16 protein-coding genes are annotated in these 15,296 nt (G+C 65.2%); 4 read left to right on the forward strand and 12 right to left on the reverse strand.

Annotation, left to right across the window (positions count from 1 at the left end; translation table 11 throughout):
- The first annotated feature begins 51 nt into the window (after positions 1–51).
- Both ABE485_RS16415 and ABE485_RS16420 read left to right on the forward strand, forming a co-directional pair.
- Positions 52–1,461, forward strand: a complete 1,410-nt coding sequence (locus tag ABE485_RS16415) for a M23 family metallopeptidase (RefSeq protein WP_346516328.1) — start codon at positions 52–54, stop codon at positions 1,459–1,461.
- A 79-nt stretch (positions 1,462–1,540) separates the two neighbouring features.
- Positions 1,541–2,674: an anhydro-N-acetylmuramic acid kinase gene (locus ABE485_RS16420; RefSeq protein ID WP_346516329.1), complete on the forward strand. Its 1,134-nt coding sequence runs from the start codon at positions 1,541–1,543 to the stop codon at positions 2,672–2,674.
- 79 nt (positions 2,675–2,753) lie between these two features.
- Here the strand turns inward: ABE485_RS16420 and erpA are convergent, their stop codons facing one another.
- The 12 genes from erpA to pmbA all read right to left on the reverse strand — a co-directional run bounded on the left by erpA (position 2,754) and on the right by pmbA (position 13,869).
- Positions 2,754–3,125: an iron-sulfur cluster insertion protein ErpA gene (erpA, locus tag ABE485_RS16425; protein ID WP_346516330.1), complete on the reverse strand. Its 372-nt coding sequence runs from the start codon at positions 3,123–3,125 to the stop codon at positions 2,754–2,756.
- An 86-nt stretch (positions 3,126–3,211) separates the two neighbouring features.
- The gene (locus ABE485_RS16430) at positions 3,212–3,961 is read right to left on the reverse strand and encodes a DUF6776 family protein (RefSeq protein WP_346516331.1); all 750 of its coding nucleotides are present in this window, start codon (positions 3,959–3,961) and stop codon (positions 3,212–3,214) included.
- A 42-nt stretch (positions 3,962–4,003) separates the two neighbouring features.
- Positions 4,004–5,068, reverse strand: a complete 1,065-nt coding sequence (gene argC / locus ABE485_RS16435) for an N-acetyl-gamma-glutamyl-phosphate reductase (protein WP_346516332.1) — start codon at positions 5,066–5,068, stop codon at positions 4,004–4,006.
- A gap of 197 nt (positions 5,069–5,265) precedes the next feature.
- On the reverse strand, positions 5,266–5,658 hold the full coding sequence (gene rpsI, locus ABE485_RS16440; protein WP_008163098.1) for a 30S ribosomal protein S9: 393 nt from the start codon (positions 5,656–5,658) through the stop codon (positions 5,266–5,268).
- A 9-nt stretch (positions 5,659–5,667) separates the two neighbouring features.
- Positions 5,668–6,096, reverse strand: coding sequence for a 50S ribosomal protein L13 (gene rplM / locus ABE485_RS16445; RefSeq protein ID WP_008163100.1), 429 nt, complete (start codon positions 6,094–6,096; stop codon positions 5,668–5,670).
- Positions 6,097–6,418: 322 nt separating this feature from the next.
- Positions 6,419–7,129: an ABC transporter ATP-binding protein gene (locus ABE485_RS16450; protein ID WP_346516333.1), complete on the reverse strand. Its 711-nt coding sequence runs from the start codon at positions 7,127–7,129 to the stop codon at positions 6,419–6,421.
- Positions 7,126–7,914 (reverse strand): ABC transporter ATP-binding protein, encoded by a 789-nt coding sequence (locus tag ABE485_RS16455; protein WP_346516334.1) that lies wholly within the window; start codon positions 7,912–7,914, stop codon positions 7,126–7,128. Before ABE485_RS16455 ends, ABE485_RS16450 begins: the two co-directional genes overlap by 4 nt.
- Positions 7,907–8,782 (reverse strand): branched-chain amino acid ABC transporter permease, encoded by an 876-nt coding sequence (locus ABE485_RS16460; RefSeq protein WP_346516335.1) that lies wholly within the window; start codon positions 8,780–8,782, stop codon positions 7,907–7,909. Before ABE485_RS16460 ends, ABE485_RS16455 begins: the two co-directional genes overlap by 8 nt.
- Positions 8,783–8,785: 3 nt before the next feature.
- Complete coding sequence (locus ABE485_RS16465; protein WP_346516336.1) at positions 8,786–9,667, reverse strand: branched-chain amino acid ABC transporter permease; 882 nt, start codon at positions 9,665–9,667, stop codon at positions 8,786–8,788.
- A 168-nt stretch (positions 9,668–9,835) separates the two neighbouring features.
- Positions 9,836–10,990, reverse strand: a complete 1,155-nt coding sequence (locus ABE485_RS16470) for an ABC transporter substrate-binding protein (RefSeq protein WP_346516337.1) — start codon at positions 10,988–10,990, stop codon at positions 9,836–9,838.
- Between the two features lie 255 nt (positions 10,991–11,245).
- The gene (gene dctP, locus ABE485_RS16475) at positions 11,246–12,340 is read right to left on the reverse strand and encodes a TRAP transporter substrate-binding protein DctP (RefSeq protein WP_346516338.1); all 1,095 of its coding nucleotides are present in this window, start codon (positions 12,338–12,340) and stop codon (positions 11,246–11,248) included.
- A gap of 164 nt (positions 12,341–12,504) precedes the next feature.
- Complete coding sequence (pmbA, locus tag ABE485_RS16480; protein ID WP_346516339.1) at positions 12,505–13,869, reverse strand: metalloprotease PmbA; 1,365 nt, start codon at positions 13,867–13,869, stop codon at positions 12,505–12,507.
- 58 nt (positions 13,870–13,927) lie between these two features.
- On the opposite strand from pmbA, the gene yjgA reads away from it, so the two are divergent.
- Positions 13,928–14,479: a ribosome biogenesis factor YjgA gene (gene yjgA, locus ABE485_RS16485; protein WP_346516340.1), complete on the forward strand. Its 552-nt coding sequence runs from the start codon at positions 13,928–13,930 to the stop codon at positions 14,477–14,479.
- 16 nt (positions 14,480–14,495) lie between these two features.
- Complete coding sequence (locus tag ABE485_RS16490; protein ID WP_346516341.1) at positions 14,496–15,173, forward strand: alpha/beta hydrolase; 678 nt, start codon at positions 14,496–14,498, stop codon at positions 15,171–15,173.
- Positions 15,174–15,296 lie beyond the last annotated feature (123 nt).

Genomic DNA, 15,296 nt, shown 5'->3' on the forward strand with positions numbered 1-15,296 from the left:
TTCGTGTCACGCACCCTGCGAGCTCAAGCCACCTGAGAGGGTATTTTCACGATGACTCGTGGCCTCCACGAACTGGCGAGTAGCATCAAACGCAAAGTTGCTGCCGTATTTGCGCCCGTCGAGCCCAAGCCGCATCGCTCGGGACTTTTCCGCCGCACTCTTCTCGTCACCGCAATCGGTCTGTTCGCAGGCGCCGCCGCTCTCGGCATGGTGCAGCAACCCGACCGCACCGAACTCCCCCCCTCGCGCATCATCCAGAGCATTCTGCCGCTGACTGCCGAACAAGTCGAAGTCAGCAGCCCGAGCGCCGCGCCCTACATCAGCGAAACCCGCATCCGCGCGGGCGACACGCTGTCGGCGGTGCTGCAGCGCCTGGAACTGGACGCGCCGAACCTGCAGTCCTTCCTGACGCACGACGCCAGCGCCCGCAGCATCTACAAGCTGTACCCCGGCCGCTCGGTGCAGGCCGCCACGGACGAACAGGGCAACCTGATCTGGCTGCGCTACATCCACACCCCCGGCAATGAAACCGACGGCCAGGTCGTGACGCGCATGCTGCACGTCGCCCCTGCCGGCGACAGCTACAAGGCCGAGGAAATCACCGAAAGCACCGAACGCCAGACGCGCGTGGCGGTGGGCACCATCAAATCCTCGCTGTTCGGCGCCACCGATTCCGCGGGCATTCCGGATTCGGTCACCATGCAGATGGCCGACATCCTCAGCGCGAAGATCGACTTCCTGCGCGACCTGCGCCAGGGCGACCAGTTCCGCGTGGTCTACGAAGTGCGTTCGCACGACGGCCGCTACGCAGGCGCCGGCCGCGTGCTGGCCCTGGAATTCATCAACGGCGGCAAGACCTACAGCGCCGTCTGGTTCAGCCCCGACGAAAAGACCGGCTCCTACTACGACTTCGACGGCACCAGCCTGCGCGGAGCCTTCCTGCGCACCGCCCTGAAGTTCAGCCGCATCAGCTCCACGTTCGGCATGCGCATGCACCCCATCCACAAGACCTGGACGGGACACAAGGGCGTGGACTACGCCGCGCCCTCGGGCACGCCGATCCACTCCACCGCGGACGGCACGGTCGAATTCTCGGGCTGGCAGAATGGCTACGGCAACGTCGTCATCGTCAAGCACCACGGCAAGTACTCGACGCTCTACGCCCACCAGAGCCGCATCGCCGAAGGCATCACCAAGGGCTCGAAGATCTCGCAGGGCCAGTTGCTGGGCTATGTCGGCTCCACCGGCTGGGCCACGGGTCCGCACCTGCACTACGAGTTCCGCGTGGACAACCAGCCGATCGATCCGCTGTCGGTCGACCTGCCGGTGGCGCGCGCCCTGGAGCCCGCGGAAGTCCGCGCGTTCAATCAGGCGGTCGCTCCCTACAAGCAGCAGATCCAGTTGCTGACCGAATTTCAGCAGACCCTGCCCGATGCGCTGACCAACGTGGCCAGCCGCTGACCGGACCGGCGAAGCCCCCCCATCAAGACGGCCCCGCGCATTTTTGTCGCCGGGCCGTTTTTTTTCATCCGAGGCGCCTGTGAATTCCATCCCGACCGAACCGCACGGGAATTCGACTCTCTACATCGGCCTGATGTCGGGCACCAGCGTCGATGGCGTCGACGGCGTGCTGACGACGCTGGCCGAGGGCCAGCAGCCCCAAGTGCTGGCAAGCGCCAGCCTGCCCATGCCCGAGAACCTGCGCCGCGAACTGCTGGCGCTCAATGCCAGCGGCGACGACGAACTGGCGCGCGCCGCGCTGGCGGCCAACGCCCTGGCGCGTCTGTATGCGCAGGCCGTGGCATCCCTGCTCAAGGATGCCGGCGTGGACGCCAGGGACGTCAGCGCCATCGGCGCGCATGGCCAGACGGTCCGGCACCGCCCCGACAGCGGCTACACGCTGCAGCTGAACGCCCCCGCCCTGCTGGCCGAACTGACCGGCATCGACGTGGTGGCGGACTTCCGCAGCCGCGACGTGGCGGCCGGCGGCCAGGGCGCGCCCCTGGTGCCGCCCTTTCACGCCGCCATCTTCGGCGCCAGCCATGGCCGGGCCGTGCTCAACCTGGGCGGCATCGCCAATGTGACGCTGCTGTCGCCCGGCCAGCCCGCGCGCGGGTTCGACACGGGGCCCGCCAACGTATTCCTGGACGGATGGTGCCAGCGCCATCTGGGCCGGCCTTATGACGCCGACGGCCGCTGGGCGGCCACGGGCCAGGTCCTGGCGCCGCTGCTCGAGCAGCTGATCGCCAGCGAGCCCTGGTTTGGATTGCCGCCGCCCAAATCCACGGGCCGCGACCTGTTCAACATGCAATGGCTCGACACCCGGCTGGCGGAGTTCGGCGGCCCCACGCCCGCGCCGCAGGACGTCCAGGCCACCCTGCAGCGGCTCACCGCCCGGACCGTCGCCAACGCCATCGACGCGGCGGCGGCAGGCACACAAGAGGTCTTCGTGTGCGGCGGCGGCGCCTATAACGCCGGACTGATGCGGGAGCTCGCGTACTGCCTGCAGCGCCCGCTTCATCCCACCGACTCGCTGGGCGTCCCGGCCCAGCAGGTCGAGGCGCTGGCTTTCGCCTGGCTGGCGCAGGCCTTCATGGAGCGCAAGCCTGCCGGCCTGCCGGCGGTTACGGGTGCGCGCGGCCCGCGCATCCTGGGCGCGCTCTACCCCGCGTGACGCGATTCGACATCCCGCCCGCCCAATGCAAAAAAGCCCTTCGGCGCGCCGAAGGGCTTTTTCCTTTCCTGCCCGGCGATTACACCGAGAACGAGGAACCGCAGCCGCAGGTGGTGCTGGCGTTGGGATTGCGGATGACGAACTGCGCGCCTTCCAGGTCTTCCTTGTAGTCGATCTCGGCGCCGACCAGGTATTGGAAGCTCATCGGGTCGACAAGCAGTTGCACGCCGTCCTTGTCCAGCACGGTGTCATCATCGTTCACGACTTCGTCGAACGTGAAGCCGTACTGGAAGCCGGAACAGCCGCCACCCTGCACGAACACGCGCAGCTTGAGCTCGGGGTTGCCTTCTTCGGCCAACAGGTCTTTCACTTTGGCGGCAGCCGAGTCGGTGAACACCAGGGGAACAGGCGGGGCAGCCTGAAGGTCGACGGTTTCGGTCACTGCATTCATGGTTCACTCCTGGCCGGTACGGCCATATTTCAGTGAGCGGCGTCGCCGCTCGTATAGCGTCACTATAGCGCAGGGCTTGACCAGACTCAAAGTTCCAGCTTGACGCTGCGCGAAGCCCGGACGGTTTCGCCCTCCAGGACGCTGACAGTCACGCTTTCGGGGACAAATCCATCGGGCACGGCCAGGATGCCCTGGCTGCGCTGGTATTGATCGAACTGCAAGGCCAGGGACGCCGCCGCGAGGTTGTCGCCGGCGGCGGTGACAGGACCGGTTTCCGCCTTGACCTGCATGGGGGCCAGCTCCACGGTCACCGTTTCGCCCTTGAGGGTGCCGGTGGCCTGGAACCGCAGCGCACCCGCGAACGGCGCCGCGCCATTGCGGCCGCTGCGCATCAGCAGCACCTTGTACTGCAGGCCGCCGCCCGCGCGGTCTATCTGCACCCCGCGGATGTCCACGGAACCTTCCGGCCCCGCGGGCAGCAATTGCTCATAGAACGCCAGCTGGTCGCGCACGCGGCCGATCTCGGCCTGCGCGGCATGCAGCTGGGTTTCGAGTTCCTGGCGCGCCGAGCGCTCGATGACGAGTTCGCCATCGGCGGTGTCCAGCTGGCCGCGCGTATAGCGCAACTGCGTGGCCTGCTGGCGCATGGCCTCTTCCTGCGCCTCGGCCTGCTGGGCGCTGATCACGATGGCGTCCTGCGGGCGATAGAGCTGGCGCGCATGGAAGAAGCCCGCCGCGCCGCCCAGCAGCACGCCCACCAGCAGCGCCGCGCACAGCCGCGCCAGGCCACCGAAGGCGGCGCGGGACTGGGGCTGGGCGGAAGGTTCTGCGGGCATGAAGCGCGAAGGCCGCGGCCCGCATGCGCGGGCCGCCATGGCTTACGGCAGGATGGCGACCTGGTCCAGGCCGACCGTTTCAGGGATGCCGAACATCAGGTTCATGTTCTGCACGGCCTGGCCGGCGGCGCCCTTGACCAAGTTGTCCTGGACCACCATGACGATCAGTTGGTCGCCATTGCCCGGGCGGCTGAGCGCGATGCGCAGGTTGTTCGATGCGCGCACCGAACGGGTTTCAGGCAGGCTGCCGGCGGGCATGACGTCCACGAACGGCTCGTCCGCGTAGCGCTGCTCGAAGAGCGCCTGGAAATCGGTATCGCGCGCTTCAGGCAGGATACGGGCGTAGATGGTGGAGAACATGCCGCGGATCATCGGCACCAGGTGCGGCACGAAGGTCAGCCCGACCTTGCCGCCGGCGATCTTTTCAAGCTGGGCGACGATTTCGGGGTGGTGGCGATGGCCCGCCACGCCGTAGGCCTTGAAGTTGTCGGAGGCTTCCGAGAACAGCGAACCCACTTCCGCCTTGCGGCCAGCGCCCGACACGCCCGACTTGCAGTCGGCGATCAGGGTTTGTGCATCGACCAGCGACTTGCCGCCTTCCAGCAGCGGGGCCAGGCCCAGCAGCACGGTGGTCGGGTAGCAGCCGGGGTTGCCGATCACGCGCGCCTTGGAGATGGCTTCGCGGTTGAGTTCGACCAGGCCGTACTGGGATTCGGCCAGGATGTCCGGGCAGGTGTGGGGGATCTTGTACCAGCGCTCGAAGGTGGGGATGTCCTGCAGGCGGAAGTCCGCAGCCAGGTCAATGACGCGGGTGCCCGCGGCGATCAGTTCCTGGGCCTGCGCCATGGCCACGCCGTGGGGCGTGGCGAAAAATACGACATCGCAATCCGTCAGCGAGGCCTTTTCCGGGGCGGAGAAGGCAAGCTTCACACGGCCGCGCAGGTTCGGATACATGTCGGCGACGGGCAGGCCGTCTTCCTTGCGGGACGTGATGGCAGTCAGTTCCACGTTGGGGTGCTGCGACAGCAAGCGCAGCAGCTCGACGCCGGTATAACCGGTGCCGCCGACGATACCAACCTTGATGCGGGTGTTCGATGCTTGGGCCATGATGTGTGCTCTTCGGAGAACGAGTATCGATTGTATCGCTCGGGAAACAGGACATTGCGCCAGCGTGCCGCAAACGGCACTGCAATTCTCCTATGTCCGACCGGGTGGTGGGCGCGGAGTTCCGCGCGGGGCCGGCAATGCCACCGCATTGCGACCCATAAACAAAAAGCCCGCCGAAGCGGGCTTTTTGCAGGGCATTAACGCTTGCTGAACTGCTTGCGCCGACGTGCCTTGCGGAAGCCGACCTTCTTGCGTTCGACTTCGCGGGCATCGCGGGTGACAAAGCCAGCTTGCGACAGCGAGGGCTTCAGCGTGGCGTCGTAATCGATCAGGGCACGCGTGATGCCGTGACGGATTGCGCCGGCCTGGCCGGTTTCACCGCCGCCGTGCACGTTGACCTTGATGTCGAACGATTCCAGGTGGCCGGTCAGTTCCAGCGGCTGGCGCACGACCATGCGGCCGGTTTCACGAGCGAAGAACTCGTCGACGGGCTTGCCGTTGACGACGATCTTACCCGTGCCCTTCTTGATGAAAACGCGAGCCACCGAAGTTTTGCGACGGCCGGTTCCGTAATTCCAGTTACCGATCATGGCGTTTCCTTAGATATCCAGCGTCTTGGGCTGCTGGGCGGTGTGCGGGTGCTCGGCACCGGCATAGACCTTCAGCTTCTTGATCATGGCGTAGCCCAGAGGACCCTTGGGCAGCATGCCCTTGACGGCCTTCTGAATGGCACGGCCGGGAAAACGCTCTTGCATTTTCTCGAAGTTCGTTTCACGGATACCGCCCGGGTACGTCGTGTGGCGGAAGTACTTCTTGTCCTTCGCCTTGGCGCCGGTAACGACGATATCGGACGCGTTGATGATGACGATGTAGTCACCGGTATCAACGTGAGGCGTGAATTCAGGTTTGTGCTTGCCACGCAGACGACGTGCGACTTCGCTGGCCACACGACCGAGGACTTTGCCCTTGGCGTCGATCACAAACCAGTCACGTTGGACTTCATGCGGCTTGGCCACAAAGGTCTTCATGATGGTTCCTAAGAATAAAAATTTGCTCTGGCCGGAACATCCTGCCAGTGTTTTTTCCCAAACTAGGCAAAAACCCCAGGCGATTCTTCTCCAAGCGACAAAAAGCTGCTTTGGAAAACCCTGAAATTTCAAGCCCTTATCGACCCCCGCCTAAGCGTTATGAATCCGCCCGTGCAAAAGTCAAAATGAGGGAAAGCCTGAAATTCTAACACGGTTGCTCAAAAATTGGGCATCAGGCAAGAAATCAGGCGGTTCACGGTCGTCCCCACCGAGGGAATGGCCGCGGATGCGTGCATGGGGACGCATTGCGCCCCCATGGATGTCAGGCGCCCAGGTAGGCTTCCAGGACGCGCGGATGGCCCAGCAGTTCGCGGCCGGAACCCGTCAGCGCCATGGCGCCGTTTTCCAGCACGTAGCCGTGCTGCGCGATCTTCAGCGCCTGGCGGACGTTCTGTTCCACCAGGAACAGCGTCAGGCCGTCGGCGTTGATGGCGCGCAGCGAACGGAAGATTTCCTGCACCACGATGGGCGCCAGGCCCATCGACGGCTCATCCAGCAGCAGCAGGCGCGGCTTGGCCATCAGGGCGCGGCCGATCGCCAGCATCTGCTGTTCGCCGCCCGACAGGTTGCCGGCCATGCCGTGGATCCGTTCCTTCAGGCGCGGGAACAGGTTGAACACGTATTCCAGGTCGGAGTCGACGTTCTTCAGGCCGCGGCGGTAGGCGCCCAGCTCCAGGTTTTCCAGCACCGTCATGGTGGTGAGGATGGCGCGGCCTTCCGGCACTTGCACGATGCCGCGCGAGACCAGTTGGTTCGGCGCCAGGTTGGTGACGTCTTCGCCCTCGAAGAGGATGCGGCCGCGCGCCTTGGGCAACAGGCCCGACAGCGCCAGCAGCGTGGTGGACTTGCCGGCGCCGTTGGCGCCGACCAGGGCGGTGATCTCGTTGGCGTTCAGGTCCAGGTCGATGCCGCGCACGGCTTCGATGTGGCCGTAGTTGACCTCGAGCCCGCGGACTTCCAGCATGGCGCTCATTTTGCGGCCTCCGCTTGTTCGATGTCTTCGTCGTCTTCGCGGCCCAGATAGGCCTCGATGACCTGCTCATTGTTGCGGATTTCGTCGGGACCGCCGCAAGCGATGATCTTGCCGAAGTTCAGCACGGCAATGCGTTCACACAAGCCCATGACGAAGCGCATGTCGTGCTCGATCATGAGAATGGTGTAGCCGCGGTCGCGGATCGCCAGGATCTCGCGCATGAGTTCGGCGCGTTCGCCGGTGTTCATGCCCGCGACAGGCTCGTCCAGCAGCAGCAGCTTGGGCTCGGTGGCCAGCGCGCGCGCCAGCTCCAGGCGGCGTTGCTCGCCGTAGGACAGGTTGTCGGCCAGGTCGTTGGCCTTGTGGTCCAGGCGCATCCACGTCAGCAGTTCGTGGGCGCGCTCGCGGGCGCGCTGTTCGTGCTCGCGGTAGCCGGGCAGGCCCAGCAGCAGGCTGGGGAAACCATAGTTCATGTGGCGGTAGGCGCCCACCACCACGTTCTCCAGCAGCGTCATCTCCTTGAAGAGACGGATGTTCTGGAACGTGCGGGCGATGCCCATGCGCGTGATGCTGTGCGGCTTCTTGCGCAGCACGCTCTCGCCCTGGAACGTGATCGAGCCGCCGCTGGGCGGCAACAGGCCGGTGATCAGGTTGAACACCGTGGTCTTGCCGGCGCCGTTGGGCCCGATCAGGCCGAAGATGGCGCCTTGGGGCACGGACAGGCTGACGTCATGCAGCACATGCAGGCCGCCAAAGCTCTTGGAGACGGAGGACAGTTCAAGCATGACGCTTCCCTCCCTGGCGGCCTTGACGCATCCAGCGCTTGAAGCGCGCCGGATCCCAGATGCCTTGCGGCAGGAACAACACAATCACCACCAGGATCACTCCATTCGCGATCAGGCGCAGATCCGCAAATCCGCGCAGCAATTCGGGCAGCACCGTAATGATGAAGCTGCCCAGCACGGGACCGGCCAGGCCGCCGATGCCGCCCAGGATGGCCATGGTCAGGATTTCGACGCCGCGGTCGAAACCGTATTCGTTGGGGCCGATGAAGAATGTCAGGTGCGCATTCAGGGCGCCGGCCAGGCCGGCGATCATCGCGCCCGCGACGAACGCCAGCATCTTGTTGGCGCGCACGTCGATGCCCATCAGGCCGGCCGCCGTTTCGTCGCCGCGGATGGCGTCGAACGAACGTCCGATCTTGGAGGCGCGCACGCGCCACAGCACGAACAGCACGATGATCACGGCCAGGAGCACATGCCACCACTGCGTCAGCTGCGGAATGCCGTTAAGGCCCAGGGCGCCGCCCGTGATGGACTCGGTATTCAGGATGGTCACGCGGACCACCTCGCCGAAGCCCAGCGTGGCCATCGCCAGATAGACCCCCGACAACCGCAGCGTCGGCAGGCCGATCAGCGCCGCCACCAGGGCGGGCGCGGCCATGCCGCCGGCAAGCGCGACCGTGAAAGGCACGTCGTAGTTCATGGTGAGCAGCGCGGCGGTATACGCCCCGATGCCCATGAAGGCGGCGTTGGCCATGGCCAGCATGCCGCAGGCCAGCGTCAGCCAGATGGAGAGGGCCAGCAGTGCGTTGGTGCCCAGCGTCAGCACCAGGTTGCCATAGATGGCCCAGAAGTTTTCGAATCCGCTCATACCTTAAGCCTTGCGTTGAACCACTTTGCCGAACAGACCTTGCGGGCGCACCAGCAGGATCAGGAACAGCAGGCCGAAAGCCACCGCGTCGCGCATGGTGGAGCCGATGTAAGCCACGGACAGCACCTCGGCGAAGCCCAGGAAAAGACCGCCGAGCATGGCGCCGCGGATGTCTCCCATGCCGCCCAGGATGATGACCGCGATGCCCTTGTGCAGCATCGGCTGGCCCATCAGCGGGAACAGCGCGTTCGAGTACAGGCCGATCAGCACGCCGGCGACGCCGCCCAGGGCAGCCGCGGCGAACGAGGTGGTGACGAACAGCTTCTCGACGTTGATGCCCAGCAGCCAGGCAGCCTTGGGCGATTCCGCGATGGCGCGCAGCGCGCGGCCGAACTGCGTGCGGCGCATGACGTACATCAGCACGGCCATCAGCGCGAACGACAGGAAGATGATGCCCAGCTCGATGACGGTCAGGTGCAGGCCGGCGATCTCGATCACTTCCTCGGGCACGGTGCCATGCGGGAAGCGCAGGTTGCTGGCGCCGAAGATGGCTTGGGCGCCGTTGTTCAGGATGATGCCCACGCCGATCGTGGCGATCATGGGAATCAGGTGGGGCGCGTTGCGCTTGCGCAGCGGCTTGAGCACCAGGTAGTCGATGATGACCCCGGTAAAGCCGGCGACGAAGAACGCGACCATCAGCGCCGCCCACAGGGGCAGGCTGAACTGCTGGACCACGAACAGTGCCGCGTAGGCGCCAACCATGAAGACGGCGCCATGCGCCAGGTTGATCACCCCGAGCACGCCGAAGATCAGCGTGAAGCCCAGCGCGAACAGTGCATACACACAGCCCAGCGACAAGGCATTGACGAATTGTTGTTCGAACATGATGGGACTTTCCAGATCAGTGAGGGCCACCCCGCCGTGCCCACAGCGGGGTCTGATGTGCTTCTGGCGAAGCTTTTTGCTTGGTGCGGCCCTGCGATAAAAAGCGCCTTGCGGGCAGCCGGGAGGCCGTCCGCAAGGCGCATCCCCCCGCGCGGGGATGCGTACTGCTTACTTCTCGATGACGTACTTGCCGTCCTTGGTCACACTGACGATCGGCGCCTGGTCGGCGTCGTAGCCGGCAGGCTTGCCGGCACGGTCGGTGGCCTGGCGGAACTTGAACGGGCCGGTGGCGCCCGTCCAGGTCACGCTCGGCAGAGCATCGCGCAGGGCAGCGCGGTCCTTGGCCAGTTCCCCGGTGATCTTGGTGTTCTTCAGCGCCTGGGCCACGATGTACATGGCGTCATACGACTGCGCCGCGAACTGGTCCGGAGCGTTGGTGAACTTGGCCTTGTAGGCGTCGATGAACTTGATGTTCTCGGGAGCCTTGTTCTCGATCGACCACGGGCTGCCGATCCACAGATTGTTCGACGCGCCGCCGGGGGCCAGGTCGAAAATCTTGACCGAATTCATGCCGTTGCCGCCGATGACGGGCACGTTCAGGCCCAGTTGGCGGGCCTGGACCATGATCGGGCCGCCTTCGGCCAGCAGTGCGGACAGCACGATGGCGTCGGGGTTGGTGCCCTTGATCTTGGTCAGCTGGGCCTTGAAGTCCACGTCGCCCTTGGCGAACGTTTCGGTCGTCGTGACCGGGATCTTCTGGTCTTCCAGGGCCTTCTTGAAGTTGTCGTAGCCGCTCTTGGTGAAGACGTCGTCGTTGCCATAGAGCACGGCCACGTTCTTCAGGCCGGTCTTGGCCTTAACGGTGGCGATGGTGGCCGGCAGCACGTCGGCTTCGGTAACCGAATTGCGGAACACGTAGTTGCCGATGGACGTAATGCCGTCAGCGGTATTGGACGTGCCGAAGGCGACCGTCTTGGCGGCCTGGGCGACCGGGTCGGCAGCCTGGGCCGAGTTCGACAGCGTCGGGCCGAAGACCATCAGGACGTTGTCCTTGAAGATCAGCTTCTTGAAGACGTTGATGGCTTCTTCTTTCTTGCCTTGTTCGTCCTCGACCACCAGCACGAGCTTGTTGCCGTTGATGCCGCCCGCGGCGTTGATTTCGTCGGCCGCCAGCTGGAAGCCGTTGCGGATCGAGACGCCGTACTGAGCGGCGCCGCCGGACAGGGCTTCCGCCACGCCCAGCTTGATGTCGGCCGCGTGGGCAGCCGGAACGATACCGGCAGCGATCAGCGCGGCCAGCAGCTTCTTGGTCTTGGATTGCATGGTTCTTACCACCTTAAAGTCTGTCTCGGAATATTGGTAATCCGGGCTGTTGTAATCCTGCCGGATTGACGTCGGATACCGCCTAAAGGCGGCGTGTTTGCGCGTCAAGACCCGGGATATTACTCCTTTGTATCAGGCCGAAACTCGAATGCCGTTCAACAAAAGCCTCAAAACCGCCCATTTTTTTGTAAAAAACGTGTGGTTACTAGCAAAAACCCTAAATCCCGCCGAATGCCATTCGGCAACGGCGCCTCCCTAACTCCTGCCCGACAGCGCCACGCCCAGGTACTGGCCGTAAGCGCTCTCGGTCAGGCGGAACCACGGCATCTCGCTGTCGCGAAAGCCCATGTAACTGTCGTGCATCGCCTTGAATCTGGGGTCTTTCGCGCCCAAATCCTTGTAGACCTGCTGCGTGGCCTCGAACGCCTCGTCCATGATGGATCGCGGAAATGCCCGCACTTGCGCCCCGTTGGCCGTCAATTGGGCCAGCGCCTGCGGGTTCTGGGCGTCGTAGCGGGCCGTGGTGGCGGCATGCGCCGCCTGCGCGGCGGCCTGCACCACGGCCTGGTAGTTCTTGGGCAGCTTGCTCCACGCCTCATCATTGATATAGAGCGACAACTGCTCGCCGCCGGCCCACCAGCCGGGTGCGTAGTAATACTTAGCTACCTTATTCAGGCCAAGCTTGGCGTCGTCATACGCGCCCGCCCCCGCCACCGCCTGCAGGCCGTCTTTTTCGAAGGCCTCCGCCAGCTTGGCCAGATCCGCCTGCTGCGGCGCCACGCCCAGGCGCGCCAGCACGTCGCCGGCCAGGCCGTCCACCCGCATTTTCAGGTCTTTCAGGTCGCCGGGGCGCTTGATTTCCCGGGTGTACCAGCCGCCCATCTGGGCGCCGGTGTTGCCCAGCGGGAAGTTGATGATTTTTTCGGGCTTGAAAAGTTCGCGGGTCAGCCGCAGGCCTTCGCCTTCGCTCATCCACGCGTTCATCTGGCGCGCGTTCAGGCCAAAGGGCACCACCGCGTCAAAGCAGAAGGCCGGATTCTTGCCGTAGTAGAGGCGCGAGGACACGTGACCGCATTCCACCTTGTTGGTGGACACGGCTTCCAGCAGATCCTGGGCGGCGACGATCTCGCCATCGGGGAAGTGCCGGATGTTGAATTTGCCGCCCGTGGACTCGGACACGAACTTGCAGAAGTTTTCTGCCGCGCCAACGCGCAGGTCCAGGGCGCTGGGAAAGCCGGAGGAAAGGCGCCAGCTGAGCGACGGCATGTCCTGCGCGAACGCGGGCGCGCTGACGGCGGCTCCCGCGACGGCGCCCAGGCCGGCGCGCTTCAAGAATGAACGTCGTTGCATCTCTTTGCTCCTGTACAGCAACACCCGGGACTTCGAGCAATACCCGCCGGATATTACACGCTGGCGGGGGCTGGAATGGCTAGAGGAATTCCCCAGCAGGTAAGGGATTGCAAAGAAGCGGCGCACGCGGCTGGCGGCGCCTTGCGGGCCGCCAGCAGGGGGAATCAGGTCCCGGCGATGGCCATCTGCTCGATGAGGATCGAGCCGGTGGTCTTGGTGCCGCGCGAGATGGTGTCGGCGCCGACGGCGACGATCTGCTGGAACATGTCGGCCAGGTTGCCGGCAATGGTGATTTCCTGCACCGCGTGCTGGATCTTGCCGTTTTCCACCCAGTAGCCGAACGCGCCGCGCGAGTAGTCGCCCGTGACGTAGTTGACGCCCTGCCCGATCAGTTCAGTGACCAGGAATCCCGTGCCCAGCTTCTTGAGCATGGCTTCGAAGTTATCGCCGCGGCGGGTCAGCGTGGAGCTGAACACCAGATTGTGCGAACCGCCGGCATTGCCGGTGGTGGTCATGCCCAGCTTGCGCGCGGTATACGAGGACAGGAAATAGCCTTCCAGGACGCCGGCCGACACCACGTTGCGGCGGCGCGTGCGCACGCCTTCGTCGTCGAAGGGCGAGCTGCCCATGGCGCCGGGAATGTGCGGGTCTTCGGTCAGGTTGATGTGCTTGGGGAAGATGGGCTTGCCCAGCGAGTCCACCAGGAAGCTGGCCTTGCGGTACAGCGCCCCGCCGTTCACCGCCTGCGTCAGCGCGCCGACGAGCCCCAGCGCCAGCGGCGCCTCGAACAGGACGGGGAACTTGCCGGTGCGGATGCGGCGCGCCGACAGGCGGGAAAGCGTGCGTTCGGCGGCATAGCGGCCGATGGCCTCGGGCGAGGCCAGCTTGGCCGGGTCGCGTTCCGAGCTGTACCAGTAGTCGCGCTGCATGCCGTTGCCGCGGCCCGCGATGGGCGCCACGGACAGGCTGTGGCGCGAATAGGGATAGCCGCCCAGGAAGCCGCGCGTGTTGCCCATCACGAACTGGCCTTCGTAGGTGCCCACGGTGGCGCCGTCGGTATTGGTGATGCGCGGATCGACCTCGCGGGCGGCGCGCTCGGCGCGCAGCGCCAGTTCGGCGGCCTCTTCGGTGGACACGCCCCAGGCGCGGTGCAGGTCCAGGTCGGGAAATTCGGTGGCCAGCTGGTCGGCGTCGGGCAGCCCGGCGGCCGGATCGGCGGCGGTGTGGCGCGCGATGTGCCAGGCGGCTTCGACCGTCTGGCGCAGCGCCGCCTCGGAAAAGTCGGACGTCGAGGCGGAGCCGCGGCTCTGGCCCGCGTAGACCGTCAGGTCCAGCGAACGGTCGCGCGTCTGCTCTACGGTTTCGATGTCGTTCTTGCGTACCGAGACCGACAGGCCCAGGCTTTCCGAGACTTCCGCGGCGGCATCGGAAGCGCCGATCTGGCGCGCGTAGGCCAGGGTTTGCTCGACGAGTTCGGAAAAACGCGCGTGATTCGCCGCCAGCGGCAAGGAAGAGGAGGTTTTAACCATTGCAGTCCAATTTGCAGAGACGGTTATCATAGCCAAGTCTGTCATTGCGCAGTTTTCCATGAATTCCCATCCTGAAGAAGAATCCGTCGACGACGGTTACGACGAGAACGGCTACGACCGTCCCAGCAAGTCCCAGGTCAAGCGTGAAATGCACGCCCTGCTGGACCTGGGCAAGCAATTGATCGCGCTGTCCCCCGAACGCCTCAAGCAGCTGCCGCTCGAAGAGCGCCTGTATGAAGCGATCCGCATGGCGCAGCGCACCACCGGCCGCGAAGGCCTGCGCCGCCAGGTTCATTTCGTGGGCAAGCTGATGCGCGACGCCCCCGCCGACGAGATCCGGACCCAGCTCGATATCTGGGAAAACGGCTCGCGCGAGGAAACCGCGGCCATGCACCGGCTGGAAACCCTGCGCGACCGCCTGCTGGACGACGACGACGCCCTCACCCGCCTCTTGAACAACAATCCGCAGGCCGACGTGCAGCAGCTGCGTGCGCTGATCCGCGCCGCGCGCAAGGAAAAGCTCGCCAACGGCGCGCTGCTGCAAGGCCAGGAACCGCAGAAGAAGCATTACCGCGCGCTGTTCCAGGCCCTGAAGACCCTCACCCTCTGATTTCCGCCCCCGGCCCATGAACGCACCTTCCGACCTGCTCGACTGCATCGAGATCGAAACCGCCCCCAATCCCACCCACGCCGTGATCTGGCTGCACGGCCTGGGCGCCGACGGCAACGATTTCGCGCCGATCGTGCCGGAACTGCGGCTTCCGGCCGGCCGCGCGGTGCGCTTCGTGTTCCCGAACGCGCCGGTGCAACGCGTGACCATCAACAACGGCATGGCCATGCGTTCCTGGTACGACATCCTGGTGATGGACCTGGTGCGGGTCGAAGACGGCAACGGCATCCGCGCCTCGGAGGCCGCCATCCACAAGCTGATTGCGCGCGAGAACGCCCGCGGCATCCCGACGTCGAACATCGTGCTGGCGGGATTCTCGCAAGGCAGCGCGATGACCCTGCACACCGGCCTGCGCCTGCCGGAAAAACTGGCGGGCATGATGGCCCTGTCGGGCTACCTGCCGCTGCTGGACACGGCGCAAGCCGAGCGCAACCACGCCAACGACGCCACGCCCATCTTCATGGCCCATGGCCAATATGATCCGGTCGTGTCGCTGGCCCGCGCCGAAGCGTCCCTGGCCGAACTCCAGCGCCTGGGCTACGACGTGCGCTGGCGCACGTATCCGATGCCGCACTCGGTCTGCGCCGAGGAAGTGGCGGACATCTCGGCATTCCTGAACGAAGTCCTGGCCTAGCGGGGACTGCGGCCTAGGGACGATGGCGGGCTGCGCGCAAGGCGCGGCCCGTGTTCCTGGCCGATGGGCGCGGTCGGATTGCGCGCCTACGATGGGGAGGCCACGAGCGGCCTAAAAACCCAT

Origin of the sequence: Achromobacter spanius (assembly GCF_039673305.1) — a bacterium.
GTDB classification, from domain to species: domain Bacteria; phylum Pseudomonadota; class Gammaproteobacteria; order Burkholderiales; family Burkholderiaceae_B; genus Achromobacter; species Achromobacter spanius_F.

Excerpts from the sequence above, each read along its gene's own strand:
- ABE485_RS16415 (WP_346516328.1), top strand. The coding sequence starts at position 52 with ATGACTCGTGGCCTCCACGAACTGGCGAGTAGCATCAAACGCAAAGTT.
- erpA (WP_346516330.1), bottom strand. The coding sequence starts at position 3,125 with ATGAATGCAGTGACCGAAACCGTCGACCTTCAGGCTGCCCCGCCTGTT.
- ABE485_RS16430 (WP_346516331.1), bottom strand. The coding sequence starts at position 3,961 with ATGCCCGCAGAACCTTCCGCCCAGCCCCAGTCCCGCGCCGCCTTCGGT.
- argC (WP_346516332.1), bottom strand. The coding sequence starts at position 5,068 with ATGGCCCAAGCATCGAACACCCGCATCAAGGTTGGTATCGTCGGCGGC.
- rpsI (WP_008163098.1), bottom strand. The coding sequence starts at position 5,658 with ATGATCGGTAACTGGAATTACGGAACCGGCCGTCGCAAAACTTCGGTG.
- rplM (WP_008163100.1), bottom strand. The coding sequence starts at position 6,096 with ATGAAGACCTTTGTGGCCAAGCCGCATGAAGTCCAACGTGACTGGTTT.
- ABE485_RS16450 (WP_346516333.1), bottom strand. The coding sequence starts at position 7,129 with ATGAGCGCCATGCTGGAAGTCCGCGGGCTCGAGGTCAACTACGGCCAC.
- ABE485_RS16455 (WP_346516334.1), bottom strand. The coding sequence starts at position 7,914 with ATGCTTGAACTGTCCTCCGTCTCCAAGAGCTTTGGCGGCCTGCATGTG.
- ABE485_RS16460 (WP_346516335.1), bottom strand. The coding sequence starts at position 8,782 with ATGAGCGGATTCGAAAACTTCTGGGCCATCTATGGCAACCTGGTGCTG.
- ABE485_RS16465 (WP_346516336.1), bottom strand. The coding sequence starts at position 9,667 with ATGTTCGAACAACAATTCGTCAATGCCTTGTCGCTGGGCTGTGTGTAT.
- ABE485_RS16470 (WP_346516337.1), bottom strand. The coding sequence starts at position 10,990 with ATGCAATCCAAGACCAAGAAGCTGCTGGCCGCGCTGATCGCTGCCGGT.
- dctP (WP_346516338.1), bottom strand. The coding sequence starts at position 12,340 with ATGCAACGACGTTCATTCTTGAAGCGCGCCGGCCTGGGCGCCGTCGCG.
- pmbA (WP_346516339.1), bottom strand. The coding sequence starts at position 13,869 with ATGGTTAAAACCTCCTCTTCCTTGCCGCTGGCGGCGAATCACGCGCGT.
- yjgA (WP_346516340.1), top strand. The coding sequence starts at position 13,928 with ATGAATTCCCATCCTGAAGAAGAATCCGTCGACGACGGTTACGACGAG.
- ABE485_RS16490 (WP_346516341.1), top strand. The coding sequence starts at position 14,496 with ATGAACGCACCTTCCGACCTGCTCGACTGCATCGAGATCGAAACCGCC.